Source organism: Methylobacterium komagatae (genome assembly GCF_042661665.1).
Lineage (GTDB): Bacteria > Pseudomonadota > Alphaproteobacteria > Rhizobiales > Beijerinckiaceae > Methylobacterium > Methylobacterium komagatae.
Genome location: NZ_JBHSWN010000001.1, coordinates 441,137 through 457,591 on the forward strand (window position 1 = coordinate 441,137; position 16,455 = coordinate 457,591).

Consider the following 16,455-nt stretch of genomic DNA (forward strand, 5'->3'; position numbering starts at 1 on the left):
CCGCGCCGCGGTCGCAGCCCGATTCTGAGCGCGAATTCAGCGATGATACGGATGTGTTCTACGCCGTTCGAGAGCCTGATCGGCGCGCCGGTCCGCCGGGTGCTGACTGCGCTCGCGCTGGTTGTGGGGTTTGGTGCCAGCCCGGCGCTGGCCCTGCCGGGCGCGATGCCAGACAGCCCGGATAGCCCCGCGAGGGTCGAACCGGTGGCGCCGCCGCCGAACCTGCCCTCGCCGGAATGCCGCCGCTACCGCGCCGAGCTCGCATCCGTGCAATCCGGCGCCAGTGCGACCCGCGCTTTGCAGGACGAGATCGGCCGTCTTCAAACCTACTACCGCAGCCTCAATTGCGAGGGCGGCAAGTTCCTCTTCTTCGACACGCGGCCCCCGCAATGCGGCGCCGTGGAGCAGCGCATCCGTGCGCTCAACGCCACCTATGGCGGGGCGGTGATCGACGACAATTCCTCCCGTAAGCGCGAATTGCAGGCCCTCGTGGCCCGCGCTTGCCCATCTCGCGAGACGGTTTCATCCTCAGGCGAGGCCTACGCGCGGGGCGGATCGCAGGTGATCTGTGTCCGCACCTGTGACGGCGGCTATTTCCCGATGCCGAACCTGCCGGAGGGCCGGGGCGGCGCCGACGAGATGTGCCAGGCGCTCTGCCCCGGTACCGAAGCGGTGGCCTATTCGATGCCCCATGGCGACGAGGCCCTGAAATCGGCCGCGACCGTGAAGGGTAGCCGCGCCTATACGAGCCTCGCGAACGCCTTCAAGTTCCGCAAGACCTTCGTGCCGAACTGCTCCTGCAAGCCGGACGGCAAGACCTGGGCGCAATCCCTCGTGAAAGCCGAGAGCATGCTCGTCCGGCACAAGGGCGACATCTTCGTGACACCGATGCAGGCCGAGGCCCTGTCCCGGCCGAAGGTGAGGCTGACCCTCGTCGGTCGGGCCGACCGGACGGCGGCCGAACTTGCCGCCGATGCCGCAGGCCGGGCCGCGCAAGAGGCCAAGGGCGTCACGAAAACCTCCGAGGCCACAGGCACCGCCGCGAAGGCGGAGGGAGCCGAGGGGCGCCGGGGCGACCATGTCGCCGTCCGGGTGATCGCACCGGATCTCGTGGCGGTCCCGGCTCGCCCCACCCCCTGAAACCGGAACCTTTTGGCGTCTGTGAAGTTCGGTAGCGCCCGAATTGAACGAGATGCCAATGCAGCGTTACCGCCTTCTCCTCCTGGCAGGCACGGTCCTGCCGGGGCTGGTCCTCTCTCCGGTTGCCTCGGCGCGGCCGGAGGGTTTCGTCGTGGCCCAAGGGGGGCCTGAGGAGCGTGGACCGGGCGGTCCCGGTGGACCCGGCGGACCTCGGGGCGGTGGCGGACCCGAGCGAGGCGGCCCCGGCATGGAACGTGGTGGTCCCGAACGTGGTGGTCCCGCCGCGCGCGAGCGGCCGGAGCCGCGTCCCGAGCGCGCCCCGCCCGCCGCTCGCGAACGGCCGGAGCCCCGTGAGGCCCCCGAACCGCGCCAGCCTCGCATGGAGCGCCCTGAGCGACCTGATCGTCCCGAGCGTCCTGATCGCCCCGAGCGCCCGGATCGCCCCGAGCGCGCAGCACCTCAGCCCGACCGCGAGCGCCCCGAGCCCCGCCAGCAGCAGCAGCGCGAGGATCGCGAGGAGCGTCGCCAACAGCAGCAGGAGCGGCAGCGCCCGGATGCACGGCCGGACCGTCCCGATCCGCGCGAGGATCGCCAGGGTCCCGGCGCGGGCCGTCCCGGTCCCGACCGGACGCCGCCCGCAGCGAATGCCCCTCGCCCGCAGGATGCCCCCGACCGGCCCGGCCCGGATCGCGGTCCGCCCGGTCGAGACCGCGACACTGGACGTCCGGGCGCCGATCGCCCGAACAACGACCGCCCTGGCAACGAGCGCCCCGGCGCCGATCGTCCGGGCCCCGAGCGCAATGCGCAACCGCCCGCTCCGAACGCGGCGCCGGGCGTGCCTGGGCGTCCCGTGCAGCGGCCGGAGGATGGTCCGCGCCCCGGTGGCGAACGTAATGGCCCCAACGCCACGCCTCCCGCTCCGAATGCGGCGCCCGGCGCACCCGCTCCCGGTGCCCCCGCGCCCGGCGGCCCCGCTGCTGAGCCGAACCGTCCGGTTCCGCCGAACATGCGTCCTGGCGTGCCGGGTCGCCCGTTCACGCCACCCGGACAGGCCGCTCCGGGCGAGCCCGGTGGACCGGGCCAGCCGCCGGTTCCGGGTCAGGACCCGAACCAGCTGCGCGACGGTCAACCCCGCGATGGCCAGTTCCGTGATGGCCAATTCCGCGACGGTCAGTATCGGGACGATCGCGATGGGCGTCGCGGCGCCCGTGACGACTTCAACACGCCGGGTCGGCCGGGCTACGTCCCGGGTGGCTTCCGCGATAACGAGGATGTCCGCGACTACGAGCAGGTCCGCCGCGACCGCCGCGAGTTCAGTGCGGATGGCCGTACCTATTATCGCGAGCCCGGTCGCGTCATCGTCCAGGATCGCAGCGGCTACTTGATCCGTCACGACGAGAACGAGCGTTTCCGCGAGCTCGATCCGCGCGGCTACCGCTACGAGCGCCGGGGCAGCGACTACATCAGCTACATCGACCGGCCCGGCGGCGACCGCATCTACACGGTCACCGACGATGACGGCCGCCTGCTGCGCCGCTACCGCCGGTATTCGGACGGGCGCGAGGTCGTCATCATCGACAACAGTTATGCCGGCCCGCCGCGTCCGATCTACGACGACGTGGTGGTCCTGCCGCCCCCGGACATCCGCATCCCGCGGAACCGGTACGTGGTGGATTACGAAGACGCGGATCCGAGCCTCGTCTACGAGACCCTGACCGCTCCGCCGGTTGTTGCGGTGGACCGCCGGTACACCCTGGACCAGATCCGCTACAGCCCGGATCTGCGCGCCCGGATGCGTTCGGTCGACATCGACACGATCAACTTCGATACCGGTTCGTGGACCGTGACGCCGGATCAGGCTCGCCGTCTCTCGGTGATCGCCGACGCGATCAACAAGGCGATCCGCGCCAATCCGCAGGAAGTGTTCCTCATTGAAGGCTACACCGATGCGGTGGGCTCCGACATCGACAACCTGTCCCTGTCGGATCGCCGGGCGCAATCCGTGGCCACCGTGCTGACGCAGCAGTTCCAGGTGCCGCCGGAAAACCTGACGACCCAGGGCTACGGCGAGCAGTATCTGAAGGTGAACACGCAGAACGCAAGCCGCGAGAATCGTCGCGTCACGGTTCGCCGCATCACCCCGCTGCTGCAGCAGGGCGACGGGCAGGCTTCGGCCCCGCCGCCGCGCCAGTAACCGTCACCTCCCCTCCCCGCCATCGTGGGGAGGGGAGATCCGGCGGAAGCGGTGTAGAAGGCCTTCGTGCCGATTGCCGCTTCCGCCCCCTCTTCCGTCAGCGATGCTGCACGCATCGGCGCGCTGGCCCATCGCGCTCTGATCGATGAACTCGAGGCGTGGCCGAAACCCGGCCTCGTCAGCCCGGTCGATTCCGGCAGCCATCGCGACATGGATGCGGGTATGCTTCGGCGCAGCGCCGGGGCCATCGCGCCGTTCTTTCCCGATCTCGTCGAGGCCGGTGCCCGCGCGGCGCCGCTTTCCGAACTGCGCCGGATCGGCCTTCAGGCCGAGGCTGCCATGCTTGCCGCGACCGGCGGCGTGAACGCCCACCGGGGGGCGATTTTTTCGCTAGGGCTCATCTGCGCGGCTGCCGGTCGCTTCGGCGGAAAGCCGTTCCCGGCCGAGGCGCTCGCCATCCAGGTCGGCGACCTCTGGGGCGAGGAGATTGGACGCAGGCCTGCCTCCCCCGTCAGCCACGGCGGACGAGCGGCCCTTCGCTATGGCGTCATGGGGGCGGGGGCAGAGGCGGCGGCTGGCTTTCCGGCCGTGCGGGACTTCGGCCTGCCCGCTCTGCGCCGCGGGCGGCGTCTTGCACCGGGCGATGTCCAGGCTGCGCGGATCGAATGCCTGTTCGCGCTGATGGCCGAACTCGATGACACTAACCTCCTGCACAGGGGTGGTCCCGAGGGCCTGCTCTTCGCCCGGCGTTCCGCGCGGGATTTCCTCGATGCGGGCGGGGTCGGCGCGGCCGACTGGCGGGATACGGCCACGACCCTTCACCGCGCCTTCGTGGAGGCCCGCCTCAGCCCCGGCGGGGCGGCGGACCTCCTGGCGGTCACGCTGTTCCTCGACAGCCTGTCCGCCTCCTAGGAAACTAGTTGCGCGCCATCTGCATGGTCCCGCCCGCGTTGGCGAGGTTCGGCGGGGCCCCGCCCGAACCGGCCACCACGACGAGTTGGCGGATCTCGCCGCGCAAATAGGATTCGAGGAACTTGTTGTAGTCGCGGAACGACACGCAGCCGTTCGAAGCCCCCGATGGGCCCAACATGAAGGTGTGGGCGAGAAGCCCGACGCGGCCATAGACCGCCTCCGGCCCGCCGACGGGGGTCAGGCGGATGGCCCGGACCCCGTGGAACAGCGCCTCGCGCTCGGTGAGCTGATAGGTGCCGGGCGGCGTCGCGCCGCGCATGCGGATGTGGACGTTGCGCGGATCGTCCATGATTTCGCCGAGGCCGGAATGAGCTTCCAGCCGCTCGCCGTTCGGCAGGGTCACGAGCCGGGCGGTGATGTCGTAGATCGCCGTGCCACCCTCTCCGGCGGGCGGAGCGAGAGGCGGGCTCAGCCGCGGCTTCGGCGTGATGTCGGCGGGCTTGGTTTCGAGCGAGGTGTAGGCACGCGCGGGGGTGGATTCCACGCCGAACAGCTTCTCGAAGAACGAACGGCCGTCCTCCGGCGCGGGCGTCGGCGACAGGGCGGCCTCCTGGCGGACCGGGGCGCGGCTTGCACGGCGGGTCGGCGTGCCGCGTAGTTCCGGCGGGCGCGGCACCGGCAGCGGCACGGTCATGGCGGCGCGCGGCGGGCTCGCCTCGACCACGGGCGGGGTCGAGGCCGGGGCGTCCTCAGCCGTTGCGGCAGCGGGCGGTCCCTCGGTCCAGGCCCAACGGGAGAGCTTGCCCGCGAGGTCGGTGTGCCACGGGTCGAGAAGGTCCTGCGACGGAATCGGCGCCTCGGGAGCGGGCTCCGGTTCGTCCATGCGCAGGGCGATCTGCTGCTCGGCGGGCGGCACCGGCAGATCAAAGATCCGGCCGTGGCCGCCGAGGACGGTGAGCAGCAGAGCGGCGGTGAGAACGCCGAGCGGCGCCAGCCTGGAACGGCTTTGGGCCTGTGCCTTTCCGGCGGCAAGCTGCGTGCGATCTGTCATCGGGCGCCCATGCTTCTCGTGTCGGACGAGGGACCCGCCACCGGCCGCTCCGGCGAATCGCCGGGAGGCGGAGCAAGAGGCTGGTCCCGCAGGGACGTGACAGAAGCGTAATGTGGCGGGCGATTTCAGGGCGCGGACGTGGTCGATCCGGGTCGCAAACGGACCGATTTCTGGCGAAAACCCGCACGATCCCGGTTTTGGCCGCAATTGGCGGCCCGGATCATGACGATGATGTAAGGGAGAAGGTGGTGCCGGAGGAGGGATTTGAACCCCCGACCTTCGCTTTACGAAAGCGCTGCTCTACCACTGAGCTACACCGGCAACCGGCCGAACCCAGGGCCCGGACGCGGAAACGCTCATAGCCCCCTCACCCGCCCAAAGCAAGACGGCTGGCGCCGTTCAATCCGCCGAGAGTTCGTCTTCGAGGAAGGTGCGAACCGCCGCACGGTCGACACCGGGCGCGATGAAGCTCTGGCCGATGCCCCGGGCGAGGATGAAGGTCAGCGCGCCGTCACGCACCTTCTTGTCCTGGGCCATGGCGTCGAGGATCGCGTCGGCATCGCCGCTGCCGCCGGGCACCTGCTGCAACCGGGTCGGAAGGCCAGCGAGGGCGAGGTGGTTCGCCACGCGCCCCGCCTCCTGCCCGCCGCACAGGCCGAGCTTGGCCGAAAAGCGGAAGGCCAGAGCGAGCCCGATGGCGACGCCCTCGCCGTGAACGAGGCGTTCCGAGGAATAACCGGTGATGCGCTCCAGCGCGTGGCCGAACGTGTGGCCGAGGTTGAGCAGGGCGCGCTCGCCATCCTCGCGCTCGTCGCGGGTGACGACGCCCGCCTTGGCCCTGCAGCAGGCGGCGACCGCCTCGTCGCGTTCCGGACCGCCGGTGAAGATGCCCCGCCAATTGGCCTCACACCACGCGAAGAAGCCCTCGTCGCCGATGAGCCCGTATTTCGCGACCTCAGCGTAACCTGCCCGCATCTCCCGCTCGGACAAGGTGTCGAGGCTCGCCGTGTCGGCGAGGACGAGGCGGGGCTGGTGGAAGGCGCCGATCAGATTCTTGCCAAGGGACGAATTGATTCCGGTCTTTCCGCCCACCGACGAATCGACCTGCGCGAGGAGGCTCGTCGGCACCTGCACGAAACGCACTCCGCGTCGCAGGCTTGCGGCGGCGAAGCCAGCCAGATCGCCCACCACGCCGCCGCCAAGGGCGACGACGAGGTCGTTCCGCTCGATCTTCAGGGCGAGCAGCCCGTCACAGACCTCGGCGAAGCGCGCATAGGATTTCGACGCCTCGCCCGGCGGCACGGTGACGATGCCCGCGCGCAGCCCGGCTTCCTCCAGGCTCGCCTTCAGCGCCTCGGCGTAGAGGGCACCCACCGTGGAATCGGTGACGATCCCCGCCGCCCTGGCACCGAGGGCGGCAAGGCGCGCTCCCGCGTCGGCCACGAGCCCCCGGCCGATCAGGATGTCGTAATCGCGCCCCCCGTCGAGGGCGACATGGACGGTCAGCGGTTCGGTCACGTTTTCGGACTCACTGAGCCGCAAGGGCGGGCGGCGGATCGAGATAGGCGACGAGGGCTTCCATCACCTCGTCCACGACGCGGTCATGCGAGACGTCACGCGAAAGGACCACCACATCAGCTTCCGCATAGACAGGGTGGCGGACCTCCATGAGCGCCCGCATCGTCGCCTCTGGATCCTCGGTTTGCAGGAGGGGGCGATTGCCGCGCTTGCGCACCCGGCGCATCAGCACGTCGAGATCGGCCTTGAGCCAGACGGAGACGCCGCGCTCGCGCACGCGCTCACGCGTGGCCTCGCGCAGGAAGGCGCCGCCGCCCGTCGCGAGAACCAGCGGACCGGCCTTGAGCAGGCGCGCGATCACCCGCTCCTCGCCATCGCGAAAACTCGGCTCGCCATAGATCGTGAAGATATCGGGGATGGTCAGACCGGCGGCGGCCTCGATCTCGTTGTCGGCATCCTTGAACAGCAGCCCGAGGCGGCTCGCCAGGCGGCGACCCACGGTGCTCTTGCCGGCACCCATGAGACCGACGAGCACGATCGACCGGAGCCCGAGGCCCCGCCGCAACCGTGCTTCGATAGGCTCTTCGGCCTCCGTCTCGCTCATCGGTTCCCGCAACACACGTCCACACGCCACTGAAAACCGGGCCGCCTGTCGGCGCCGCCCCGGCAGCGGCCACCACGCCGCATCCGAAAGGGGGCTCTTAGCGCGTTTCACACGCAGCGCGAAACACACCGTTCGTTCCCCGCCTGTGTCTCTCCCGGCCTTGTCAGCGCCGCGATCGCATGGTGGAAACCGCCTATCCGATGCGGCCGAGCTCGGCGGCCCTCCCGGCTTTCCCGACCGGCACCCGTCAGCCCCGAGGATCGACCGACGTGCCGACCCTGTTCCGCTTCTTCGCCACCATCGCGATCATCGCCGGGCTCGCCTTCGCCGGCATGTTCGCCCTGGCGACTTTCGTGCAGCCGACCCCGCGGGAGATGACCGTCTCGATTCCCGCCTCGAAGCTTCAGCCGCCGCGGTGAGCGATCCGGCGGGTCCGTTACGGCCGGAGGTCGGCGATTACCTCGACATGCTCGCCGCCGAGCGGGGCGCCGGGAGCAACACGATCGAGGCCTATCGCCGGGACCTGAGCGACTACCTCGCCTATCTCGCCCGCACCGGCCTCAGCCTGGAGCGTGTCGATACCGCCGCCTTGCGAGGCTTCGTGGCCGATCTGGACACGCGCGGCCTTTCGGCGTCCACCGCCGCGCGGCGCCTCTCCTGCGTGCGCGGTTTCCACAAGTTCCTTTACGCCGAGGGCATGGCCGAGGCCGACCCGAGTGCACCCGTAGGCGGCCCCCGCCGGGCGCGCCCGCTGCCCAAGGTGCTCTCGATCGCCGAAGTCGACCGCCTTCTTGCGGGCGCGCACGAGGTCGCGTCCCGGCCGGATCAACCCCCCGGCCCCGCACGACGGGCGCGGCGCATGGCCTGCCTGCTCGAACTGCTCTACGCGACCGGCCTACGCGTCTCGGAGCTCGTCGCCTTGCCCCGCAGTGCCGCGAGCAGCGATGCGCGGATCCTGATGGTCAAGGGCAAGGGCGGCCGGGAGCGGATGGTCCCCCTCACCGAGACGGCGCGGGCGGCGATGGCGGTCCATCTCCCCGCCGTACCGGAAGACAGTCCCTGGCTGTTTCCGTCCGACAGCGAGAGCGGCCACCTCACGAGGCAAGCCTTCGCCCGTGACCTGAAGGACGCCGCGGCCGCCGCCGGGCTGAGGGCGGACAAGGTGAGCCCGCACGTGCTGCGGCATGCCTTCGCGAGTCATCTCCTGCATAACGGCGCCGACCTGCGCATCGTCCAGGAGTTGCTGGGTCATGCCGATATTTCAACCACGCAAATCTATACCCACGTTCTCGATGACCGGCTGAAGGCAATGGTCCGAGATCTGCATCCGCTCATGGACGAGCCGGTGGACGCGGCGTAGCCCCGATTTGAATTCATTGTGCCATCGCCGGTACAAGTTTAGAGTTAGAAATTGGGGGATGGGACGGCGCGCCGTCACGGTTGTTCGAGAGGTGGAACGAAGATGGCGGGTCCCGCCGTGAAGCGCAGAAGCGCGGCTATCACTGAGACTGACAAGGCTCCCGAGGCGCATAAGGCGGCCCTCGCCGAGGCGCAGCGGCTCGACAATCAACTCTGCTTCGCGGTTTACGCGGCGGCGCATGCGTTCGGCCGCGCCTATCGTACCCTGCTCGGCCGCTACGACCTCACCTACCCGCAATACCTCGTGCTGATGGTATTGTGGGAAGAGGACGGGCTCACCGTGAAGGAGATCGGCGAGCGGCTATTCCTCGATTCGGGAACGTTGACGCCCCTTCTCAAGCGCCTCGAGGCTTCGGGCCGCGTGCGCCGGGCCCGGGACCGGCCGGATGAGCGGCAGGTCAGCATCTTCCTCACCGAAGCGGGCGAAAGCCTGCGCGGCACCCTGTCCTGCATCCCCGACGAGGCGGGCGGCATGACCGGCTTCGACCTGAAGGGCCGCAAGGACCTGCTCAAGGATCTCGTCAATTTGCGCGACGGGCTGCGGAACGGCGAGACGTCGTAGCCTGAAACGACGACGCCCGGCCTTGTGGGCCGGGCGAACGTTCGGGCGAAACGCCCGAAGAACATGCCCGGCCATGAAGACCGGGCACGTAAAACTCTTAAGACTGCGTCTTGAGGTAGGCGATCACGTCGTTGATCTTTTTGTCGTCCGTGTAGCCCTGGAAGATCATCTTGGTGCCGGGCACCTTGGTCTTCGGGTTCTTCAGCCACTCATGCAGGTTGGCTTCGTCCCAGGTGATGCCAGAGTTCTTGAGGGCGGCGGAATAGGTGTAGCCCTCGTAGGTGCCCGCCTTACGGCCGACGACACCCTTCAGGTCCGGACCGACGCCGTTCTTCTGGAAGTTATGGCACGCCTTGCACGGGGCGAACGCCTTCTCACCGGCAGCCGCATCGCCGGCCTCCTGGGCCTGGGCCGACAGGGGGATCATTGCGGCGAGGATGGCACCGAGAACGAGCTGACGCATGAATTTCCTCCTAGTTACGGCTTTGGCCGGTCTCGCGAGCGTTGACCCGTCGTGACTGGAACAGGTCTAATCTCATACGCTCAATCGTTGCAACGCTTGATGAACGAGAGTGGATGCGTCTTTTCACGCCATCCGTAACGTTTTGGGTAGCCTCCTTCATCCCAGGCCGTCGCAAGGGATGAAATGGCGTTTTCATGGTAGTTCCGCCCCATGCCTCGTTGGATCTTCGTCCTATTCTCGATCGCGCTCGGGCTGTCCGTAATGGGCAGTCTGCTCATCGTGCTGCGCAGCCCCAATTCCCTACCGCCCGTCACCAACGCGGCGCGACCGCCCTCCTGACAGGCCTCAGAGTCGCCACAGGTCGATTCCGGGCGGAGCGGCGCTCCGGTCGAGCACGCCCGTGACATCCAGGACATCGCCGCGCCCTTCGATCAAAAGGGGGATGATCCCCGTCCAACCCCGCTCCCGCATCGGGAGATGGGGCACGGCGAGGATGACGGCATCGGCGGGCGCGAGCTCTTCGAAAGGGGTGAGCGCGAAGCCATGCTCGCGTCGCACCGCCTCGGGATCGGCCATCGGGTCGGCCACCTGCACCGCCACCCCGTAACCGGAAAGGCCCCGCGCCACGTCGGCGGCGCGGCTGTTGCGGATGTCGGGGATATCCTCCTTGAAGGTCACGCCCAGCACCGTGACACGGGGCGCGGGACGCCCGCGGCGCAGCAGGCGGCGGATGCAGGTCTCGACCACGTGCCCTGCCATCGCGTCGTTGATGCGCCGCCCGGCGAGGACCAATTCGGGATGGTGGCCCGCCTCCTGCGCCTTATGCGTGAGGTAGTAGGGATCGACCCCGATGCAGTGGCCGCCGACGAGGCCGGGGCGGAAGGGCAGGAAGTTCCACTTCGTCCGCGCCGCCGCCAGCACGTCGCCGGTATCGAGGCCGATCCGCGCGAAGATCAGGGCGAACTCGTTCATGAGGGCGATGTTCACGTCGCGCTGGACGTTCTCGATCACCTTCGCCGCCTCGGCGACGCGGATCGACGGCGCGCGATGCACGCCCGCCAATGCGATCGCACCGTAGGTCCGCGCCACGATCTCTAGGCTCTCGGGATCGCTCGCTGCGACGACCTTGATCACACTGTCGAGCCGGTGCGCCCGGTCACCCGGATTGATCCGCTCCGGTGAGTAGCCGAGGGCGAAGTCCCGCCCCGCGACCAGCCCGGAGGCCGATTCCAGGATCGGCGCGCACACCTCTTCGGTGGCGCCGGGATAGACGGTCGACTCGAACACCACGATGGCGCCGGGGGACAAGGCCGCGCCGACGAGGCGCGAGGCCGATTCCAGCGCTCCGAGATCGGGGGTGCGCGCGGCCGTGATCGGCGTCGGCACGGTGACGATGAAGAAATCCCGCCCGCGCAGACCGGCCGGATCCGCGCTGGCCTGGAGGCTCGGCAGGTCGTCCTCCGGCACCTCGCCGGTCCGGTCCCGTCCGGCTGCGATCTCGGAGACGCGGGTGGGGTCGATGTCGAAGCCCAGCGTGTCGAACCCCGCCTTGGCGAAGGCCACCGCGACGGGCAGGCCGACATAGCCGAGCCCGATCACCGCGATCCTGCGACCACCCACCATCCCGACGCCCCGCACGCTGCCGTCCGCTTCCGCGCCACGGGAGGCGGCCCGAGCGCCGCCGTCAAGCTTCGTGATAGGCGCGGTACCAATCCACGAAGCGGCCGATGCCGGTTTCGAGGGGGGTACCGGGGGAGAAGCCGACATCGCGGGCAAGGTCGGCGACATCGGCAAAGGTCTCCGGCACATCGCCGGGCTGCATCGGCTGGAGGTCGATCTCAGCCCGGCGGCCGAGCTTGCGCTCAAGCAGGGCGATCATCCCCGTCAGGTCGGCGGGTTCGGAATTGCCGATATTGTAGAGGCGGTAGGGCGCGAGGCTGGTTCCGGGATCGGGATGCCCGCCGTCCCAGGCCGGATTGGGCGCGGCCGACCGGTCGATCAGACGGACGATCCCCTCCACAACGTCATCGATATAGGTGAAGTCCCGCCGCATCCGGCCTTCGTTGAAGACCTTGATCGGCTCGCCAGCCAGGATGGCCCGGGTAAACAGGTACATTGCCATGTCCGGCCGTCCCCACGGGCCGTAGACGGTGAAGAACCGCAGACCCGTCGTCGGCAGGCGGTAGAGATGGCTGTAGCTGTGCGCCATCAGCTCGTTCGCCTTCTTCGTCGCCGCGTAGAGGCTTACGGGGTGATCCACGTTCTGGTGGATCGAGAACGGCATCGCCGTCACCGCGCCGTACACGGAACTGGACGAGGCGTAGATCAGGTGCCCCACCCCATGGTGACGGCAGCCTTCGAGCACGTTGAGGAAGCCGGTGAGGTTGCTCGCGGCGTAGGCGTGCGGGTCGGTCAGCGAGTAACGGACACCCGCCTGCGCGGCGAGGTGAATGACCGTGGTGAAACGCCCCTCGCGAAACACCGCGTCGAGGCCGGGCCCGTCCGTGAGATCGAGGCGGTGAAAAGCGTAGCCCTTACCCGTCAGGCGGCGCAGGCGCGCTTCCTTCAGGGCGGTGTCGTAATAGGCGTTGACGTTGTCGAGCCCGGTGACCGCCCGCCCCTCGGCGAGCAGGCGGTGGGCGACATGGTTGCCGATGAACCCGGCGACGCCCGTGACGAGGATGCGCGGTTCGGTCATCTCGGACGAAACACCTCACACCCGCGGCCGACAATCCGGCTTTCCTAGCATGACGACGCGCCTTCGGCATCCGCAGGCGCGTCCAGGCACTTCCAGAAATTGTGATCGCAAGTTTTTAGCCGACGAGCGTTTCGCCCTGTGCGTGTTCGGTCTATTGCGCAACACTCGACACAAGCGCTTGCCATCGAACAGGGCGAACCCGATCTACTCATGATGTCCGAGACCCCGCGCCGCGCCGGAGCCTTCGTGCTCCACACTGTTCCGATTTCCGCGCAGGGCCCGGTCCTCGATGAATTCACCCGCCGTCGCCTCGGGCGGCAGTTGCGCGCCCTCTACGATCCGGTGATCGATGAGCCGATCGATCCGCGTCTCGCCGAGCTTCTTCAGCAGTTGGAAACGGACCGTACCGGTTCCGGCAATTGAGACCGGTCCAGCCCACCCACACCGTTTAGTGAGTATTTGCCGATAGACGCATCCGGTCGCCGGAGGACCAGAGATGCGGCTCAGTGTGGTGATCTGCACCTATGAGCGGCCGACGCTGCTCGCCGCGCTTCTGCACTCGCTGATAGGGCAGGACGGCGCCGGGGACGGCGAGACTGAGATCGTCGTGGTCGACAATAGCGACGGCGAGACCGCGAGGCCGGTGGTCGAAGACCTGGCGACGCGGGCGCCTCTGCCCATTCGCTACCTCACCGCGCATCCGGCCAACATCTCCGTCGCCCGCAATGCCGGTTGCCGGGGCAGCATCGGCGACGCCGTCGCCTTCCTCGACGACGACCAGCAGGCCGAGCCCGGCTGGCTGATGGCAGTGCGCGATGGGCTCGCGCGCTATCCCCACGATGTGTTCTTCGGGCCGATCACCCCGCATTTCGAAGATGCGGGCGCCGTGACACCCGCCGCACGGACGCTCTTCACCCGGCTCGGCGGGCAAGCCGCGGGGCACGAACTCTTCGCGCTCGGACGCCCGGCCTCGCAGAGCTTCGTCCTCTCGACCGCCAACAGCATCTTCCGCCGCGCCACCGCCTTGCGCGACCCGGACCCGTTCGATCCGCATTTCGGCCAATGCGGCGGGGAGGATCTGCACCTGCTCTGCCGCTTGGGCCGTGAGGGCCGCCGCTTCGGCTGGCTGCCGGAAGCGCGGGCCACGGACTTCGTGCCCCGGCACCGGGTCGGGACGGGCTATCTCGTCCGCCGCCATTTCGCGGGGGGGCAGGCCTATGCCGCCACCCTGATCCGCACCAGCCCAGCGCCCCTGCGCGACGAGGTGATGATGGCGGCCAAGTCCCTGGTGCAGATCGGCCTGCTGCCGCTGATGGGCGTCGTCATGCTCCGTCGAGAGGCGCCGGGGCGCAGCTTCGCCATTCGCGCGGCCGGGATCGCAGGCAAGCTCCTGTGGCGGCGGCTCTATCCGTTGTACCGAACCGAGGCAGCCTCGTTGCGAGGATCTTAAGGCCCCTGCACCAGGATTGGAGCGGGTGACGCGAATTCACCCCGAAACGAAGACACTATTAACTCTATCGATAATTCCAAGAGCGCGACGGCCCGCCATTTTAACTCAGCACAAGCGGGCGCGCGTTACGGAAAAGTCGATACGGGCCTCGGGCCCGCCGGGATAACCCGCTCCGAAGTCCGGAACGGATCATCCTGGGCAGCGACTTGCATCGTCCGGGTGACGGCCCGGCCGACGGCGTCGAAGCCGGGATGCGGGGCGCTGCGTTATCGGGGAAAGCCGGTCGATGCAGCTGATCGAACGCCAGAACAGTCCGAGCCAGAGCAGCTTCCAGGCTGCGGAAGCCGACGAGTGGGACGCGTTCCGCCTCGAGATCCGGGAGGCGTTGGCGTCGCTGCGCCGTCATGCCTTCGCGATCGGGATGTGCGTGCTCGGTGCCGTGGTGCTGGCGACGCCCGTGATGGTGCTGCGTACGCCGAACTATCTCGGCACGGCGCAGGTGCTCCTCGATCCGCGCGGGCTGAACGTCGTCAGCAACGAGCTCGTGCCGCAGCCGCCCTCGGCCGACGTGAACGACGCGGTCATCGAGACCCAGTCGCGCTTCCTGCATTTCGATGCGGTGCTGCAGGAGGTGGTGAAGCGCCTTCGCCTGACCGAGGACCCCGCCTACACCGCCCGGCCCGGCCTCGTCGGACACTTAAAGGCGATGATCGGCCTGACGAGCCCGGCTCCGCCCGCCGACCCGGTCGATGTGGCCAGCAAGATCCTCGGCAAGCAGACCACCTTCCAGCGCGAGGGCAAGAGCTTCGTCGTGAACCTGACGGTGCGCGCCAACGACCCAGACAAGGCGGCCCGCCTCGCCACCGCCATCGGCCAAGCCTTCGTGGACGACATCGAGCGTCGCCGGAAGGAAGTGGTGGTGAAGGCCCGCGACGCCATCGGCGCCACCCTGAAGGGCCAGAGCGAGCATGTCATCGCCGCCGAGCAGGCGGTGGAGACGTACAAACGCGAGATCGGCGTAGTCGATCAGGATGGGCGTGGGCTCAACACCGCCCGCGTCAGCGAGTTGAATTCGCAGCTCCTCGCGGCGCGGGCGCAGACCCGCATCGCCGCCTCGCGCGTCGCGGCGCTCGAAGGCCGCAGCGCCTCGCCGACGGATGCGGCGGGCGCCGACACGGTGGAATCCACGACCCTCTCTCAGCTTCGCCTCAACCTCGCGGAGGTGACGCGCCAGCAGGACAACCTGCGCGCCACGCTCGGACCGCGCCATCCGGCGGCGGTGGAGGTCGATGCCCAGGTGCGCAGCCTGCGCGCCGCCATCGCCAAGGAAACGGGTCGCCTGCAATCCTCCCTGCGGAGCGAGCTGGCTGCCGCGCGTAATCGTGAATCCGCCCTGGAGCGCGACCTTGCCCGCGCCGAGGCCGACACGTCGCGCACCAACACCGCCCTCGTCACCCTGCGCCAGCTGGAGCGCGAGGCCCTGGCGCAGCGCTCGGTCTACGAGAAGACGTTGGCCCGCGAGCGCGAACTCCTCGAGCAGGAGAGCGTCGGCACCTCGAACGTCTCCCTCGTCAGTGCGTCGAAGCCCGATCCGCAATCGGCCGACCTCCAGCCCGCGCTGGTCATCGCGGCGGCAGGCCTGCTCGGCCTGCTCGCGGGTGCGGCCGGAGCGATCCTCGTCGACCGTCGTGGCGGGCGCCTGCATTCGGCCGAGCGGCTGACCGCACGCACCGGAATCCCGGTGCTCGGCGTGCTGCCCCTGTCGCGCAAGCGGCTGCGCGAGGCGAGTGAGACCGTCGCGGTGCTCGCCGGCTCACGGGCCTCGCCCTCGGCGCGCATCCTCACCCGGCTGGCGGATTACCTCGACGAGGCCGCCGAGCGCGGGCAGGTTCGGCTTCTGATCGTCTCGGCTTCGAACGGTCCGCTCTCTACCATCATCGCCCAGAACCTCGTTCTGGCGCAGGCGGCACGAGGGCGACGGGCCTTGCTCGTGGACGGCGATGCGCGCTCCGGCCGCCTGACCTGGATGATCCCGCGTGACGCGCAGGCGAGCGTCATGTCCTGCACCGTGGAGGGCTTCCCGCCTTTCTGCGCCACTACGGCCGGTGAGCGTGCCGCGCCCGATTTCATGCCCGAGCGGGACGAAGGCTACGATTGCGTCATCATCGACGGCGGCGACGGCCAGGACGAGGTCCGGCTGCGTCGCTCGGCCTCCACCGCCACGGCCATCGTTCTCGTCGCCGAGGCGGGCGTGGCCACGGCCGATGGGATCGAGGACCTGCGTGCCGCCCTGCTGTCGAGCGGGGACAAGATCGCGGGAGCGCTGTTCGTGGTCTCGGGCGCCGATCCGATCGTACCGGCTCCCGCCCGCTCGCGCCCGGTGCCGCAGCGCTTCGCCCTTGCCGGGGACAAGGAAGCCCTGGCGTGACGGGCGCGCAACTTCC

The 16,455-nt window shown here is 69.1% G+C and carries 16 protein-coding genes and 1 tRNA gene; 10 read left to right on the top strand and 7 right to left on the bottom strand.

The window, feature by feature from the left end; genetic code table 11:
* Window positions 1-51: 51 nt before the first annotated feature.
* The 3 genes from ACFQE0_RS02155 to mdcB all read left to right on the top strand — a co-directional run bounded on the left by ACFQE0_RS02155 (window position 52) and on the right by mdcB (window position 4,246).
* Entirely contained in the window at window positions 52-1,140 is a 1,089-nt protein-coding gene (locus tag ACFQE0_RS02155; RefSeq protein ID WP_378966653.1) for a DUF2865 domain-containing protein, read from the top strand.
* 58 nt (window positions 1,141-1,198) lie between these two features.
* Window positions 1,199-3,334: an OmpA family protein gene (locus ACFQE0_RS02160; RefSeq protein ID WP_378966655.1), complete on the top strand. Its 2,136-nt coding sequence runs from the start codon at window positions 1,199-1,201 to the stop codon at window positions 3,332-3,334.
* Window positions 3,335-3,400: 66 nt separating this feature from the next.
* Window positions 3,401-4,246, top strand: a complete 846-nt coding sequence (gene mdcB, locus ACFQE0_RS02165) for a triphosphoribosyl-dephospho-CoA synthase MdcB (RefSeq protein WP_378966657.1) — start codon at window positions 3,401-3,403, stop codon at window positions 4,244-4,246.
* Between the two features lie 4 nt (window positions 4,247-4,250).
* Here mdcB and ACFQE0_RS02170 read toward each other — a convergent pair whose 3' ends face one another.
* From ACFQE0_RS02170 to ACFQE0_RS02185, 4 genes are all read right to left on the bottom strand, one after another.
* Window positions 4,251-5,297, bottom strand: a complete 1,047-nt coding sequence (locus ACFQE0_RS02170) for a DUF2778 domain-containing protein (RefSeq protein WP_378966659.1) — start codon at window positions 5,295-5,297, stop codon at window positions 4,251-4,253.
* Window positions 5,298-5,543: 246 nt separating this feature from the next.
* Window positions 5,544-5,618: transfer RNA gene (locus ACFQE0_RS02175), tRNA-Thr, on the bottom strand.
* A 78-nt stretch (window positions 5,619-5,696) separates the two neighbouring features.
* The gene (gene aroB / locus ACFQE0_RS02180; RefSeq protein ID WP_378966661.1) at window positions 5,697-6,815 is read right to left on the bottom strand and encodes a 3-dehydroquinate synthase; all 1,119 of its coding nucleotides are present in this window, start codon (window positions 6,813-6,815) and stop codon (window positions 5,697-5,699) included.
* A gap of 10 nt (window positions 6,816-6,825) precedes the next feature.
* On the bottom strand, window positions 6,826-7,419 hold the full coding sequence (locus ACFQE0_RS02185; protein ID WP_378966663.1) for a shikimate kinase: 594 nt from the start codon (window positions 7,417-7,419) through the stop codon (window positions 6,826-6,828).
* Between the two features lie 269 nt (window positions 7,420-7,688).
* Between ACFQE0_RS02185 and ACFQE0_RS02190 the strand changes: the two genes are divergently transcribed.
* From ACFQE0_RS02190 to ACFQE0_RS02200, 3 genes are all read left to right on the top strand, one after another.
* The gene (locus ACFQE0_RS02190) at window positions 7,689-7,838 is read left to right on the top strand and encodes a histidine kinase (protein ID WP_378975209.1); all 150 of its coding nucleotides are present in this window, start codon (window positions 7,689-7,691) and stop codon (window positions 7,836-7,838) included.
* A complete protein-coding gene (locus tag ACFQE0_RS02195) occupies window positions 7,835-8,779 on the top strand; it encodes a site-specific tyrosine recombinase XerD (protein ID WP_378966665.1) in 945 nt (314 codons plus the stop codon). Before ACFQE0_RS02190 ends, ACFQE0_RS02195 begins: the two co-directional genes overlap by 4 nt.
* Before the next feature lie 102 nt (window positions 8,780-8,881).
* Complete coding sequence (locus ACFQE0_RS02200; protein WP_378966667.1) at window positions 8,882-9,400, top strand: MarR family winged helix-turn-helix transcriptional regulator; 519 nt, start codon at window positions 8,882-8,884, stop codon at window positions 9,398-9,400.
* Between the two features lie 97 nt (window positions 9,401-9,497).
* Here the strand turns inward: ACFQE0_RS02200 and ACFQE0_RS02205 are convergent, their stop codons facing one another.
* The gene (locus tag ACFQE0_RS02205; RefSeq protein WP_378966669.1) at window positions 9,498-9,863 is read right to left on the bottom strand and encodes a c-type cytochrome; all 366 of its coding nucleotides are present in this window, start codon (window positions 9,861-9,863) and stop codon (window positions 9,498-9,500) included.
* A gap of 210 nt (window positions 9,864-10,073) precedes the next feature.
* Between ACFQE0_RS02205 and ACFQE0_RS02210 the strand changes: the two genes are divergently transcribed.
* Window positions 10,074-10,202 carry a hypothetical protein gene (locus ACFQE0_RS02210; protein ID WP_378966671.1) on the top strand — a complete coding sequence of 43 codons (129 nt, stop codon included), beginning with the start codon at window positions 10,074-10,076 and terminating at the stop codon, window positions 10,200-10,202.
* 6 nt (window positions 10,203-10,208) lie between these two features.
* Here the strand turns inward: ACFQE0_RS02210 and ACFQE0_RS02215 are convergent, their stop codons facing one another.
* Window positions 10,209-11,486, bottom strand: a complete 1,278-nt coding sequence (locus ACFQE0_RS02215; RefSeq protein WP_378975211.1) for a nucleotide sugar dehydrogenase — start codon at window positions 11,484-11,486, stop codon at window positions 10,209-10,211.
* 61 nt (window positions 11,487-11,547) lie between these two features.
* Window positions 11,548-12,561, bottom strand: coding sequence for an NAD-dependent epimerase (locus ACFQE0_RS02220; RefSeq protein ID WP_378966673.1), 1,014 nt, complete (start codon window positions 12,559-12,561; stop codon window positions 11,548-11,550).
* Window positions 12,562-12,771: 210 nt separating this feature from the next.
* Here ACFQE0_RS02220 and ACFQE0_RS02225 point away from each other — a divergent pair, with 210 nt between their 5' ends.
* The 3 genes from ACFQE0_RS02225 to ACFQE0_RS02235 all read left to right on the top strand — a co-directional run bounded on the left by ACFQE0_RS02225 (window position 12,772) and on the right by ACFQE0_RS02235 (window position 16,439).
* Window positions 12,772-12,984: a NepR family anti-sigma factor gene (locus ACFQE0_RS02225; RefSeq protein WP_378966675.1), complete on the top strand. Its 213-nt coding sequence runs from the start codon at window positions 12,772-12,774 to the stop codon at window positions 12,982-12,984.
* Window positions 12,985-13,057: 73 nt separating this feature from the next.
* Complete coding sequence (locus tag ACFQE0_RS02230) at window positions 13,058-14,011, top strand: glycosyltransferase family 2 protein (protein ID WP_378966677.1); 954 nt, start codon at window positions 13,058-13,060, stop codon at window positions 14,009-14,011.
* Window positions 14,012-14,297: 286 nt separating this feature from the next.
* Window positions 14,298-16,439 (top strand): exopolysaccharide transport family protein, encoded by a 2,142-nt coding sequence (locus tag ACFQE0_RS02235; protein ID WP_378966679.1) that lies wholly within the window; start codon window positions 14,298-14,300, stop codon window positions 16,437-16,439.
* Window positions 16,440-16,455 lie beyond the last annotated feature (16 nt).

Bases quoted from the DNA above. Each gene is read 5' to 3' on its own strand.
- ACFQE0_RS02155 (WP_378966653.1), top strand. From the start codon at position 52: ATGTGTTCTACGCCGTTCGAGAGCCTGATCGGCGCGCCGGTCCGCCGG.
- ACFQE0_RS02235 (WP_378966679.1), top strand. From the start codon at position 14,298: ATGCAGCTGATCGAACGCCAGAACAGTCCGAGCCAGAGCAGCTTCCAG.
- ACFQE0_RS02230 (WP_378966677.1), top strand. From the start codon at position 13,058: ATGCGGCTCAGTGTGGTGATCTGCACCTATGAGCGGCCGACGCTGCTC.
- ACFQE0_RS02185 (WP_378966663.1), bottom strand. From the start codon at position 7,419: ATGAGCGAGACGGAGGCCGAAGAGCCTATCGAAGCACGGTTGCGGCGG.
- ACFQE0_RS02160 (WP_378966655.1), top strand. From the start codon at position 1,199: ATGCAGCGTTACCGCCTTCTCCTCCTGGCAGGCACGGTCCTGCCGGGG.
- ACFQE0_RS02220 (WP_378966673.1), bottom strand. From the start codon at position 12,561: ATGACCGAACCGCGCATCCTCGTCACGGGCGTCGCCGGGTTCATCGGC.
- ACFQE0_RS02225 (WP_378966675.1), top strand. From the start codon at position 12,772: ATGATGTCCGAGACCCCGCGCCGCGCCGGAGCCTTCGTGCTCCACACT.
- ACFQE0_RS02170 (WP_378966659.1), bottom strand. From the start codon at position 5,297: ATGACAGATCGCACGCAGCTTGCCGCCGGAAAGGCACAGGCCCAAAGC.
- ACFQE0_RS02205 (WP_378966669.1), bottom strand. From the start codon at position 9,863: ATGCGTCAGCTCGTTCTCGGTGCCATCCTCGCCGCAATGATCCCCCTG.
- ACFQE0_RS02200 (WP_378966667.1), top strand. From the start codon at position 8,882: ATGGCGGGTCCCGCCGTGAAGCGCAGAAGCGCGGCTATCACTGAGACT.
- ACFQE0_RS02215 (WP_378975211.1), bottom strand. From the start codon at position 11,486: ATGGTGGGTGGTCGCAGGATCGCGGTGATCGGGCTCGGCTATGTCGGC.
- ACFQE0_RS02210 (WP_378966671.1), top strand. From the start codon at position 10,074: ATGCCTCGTTGGATCTTCGTCCTATTCTCGATCGCGCTCGGGCTGTCC.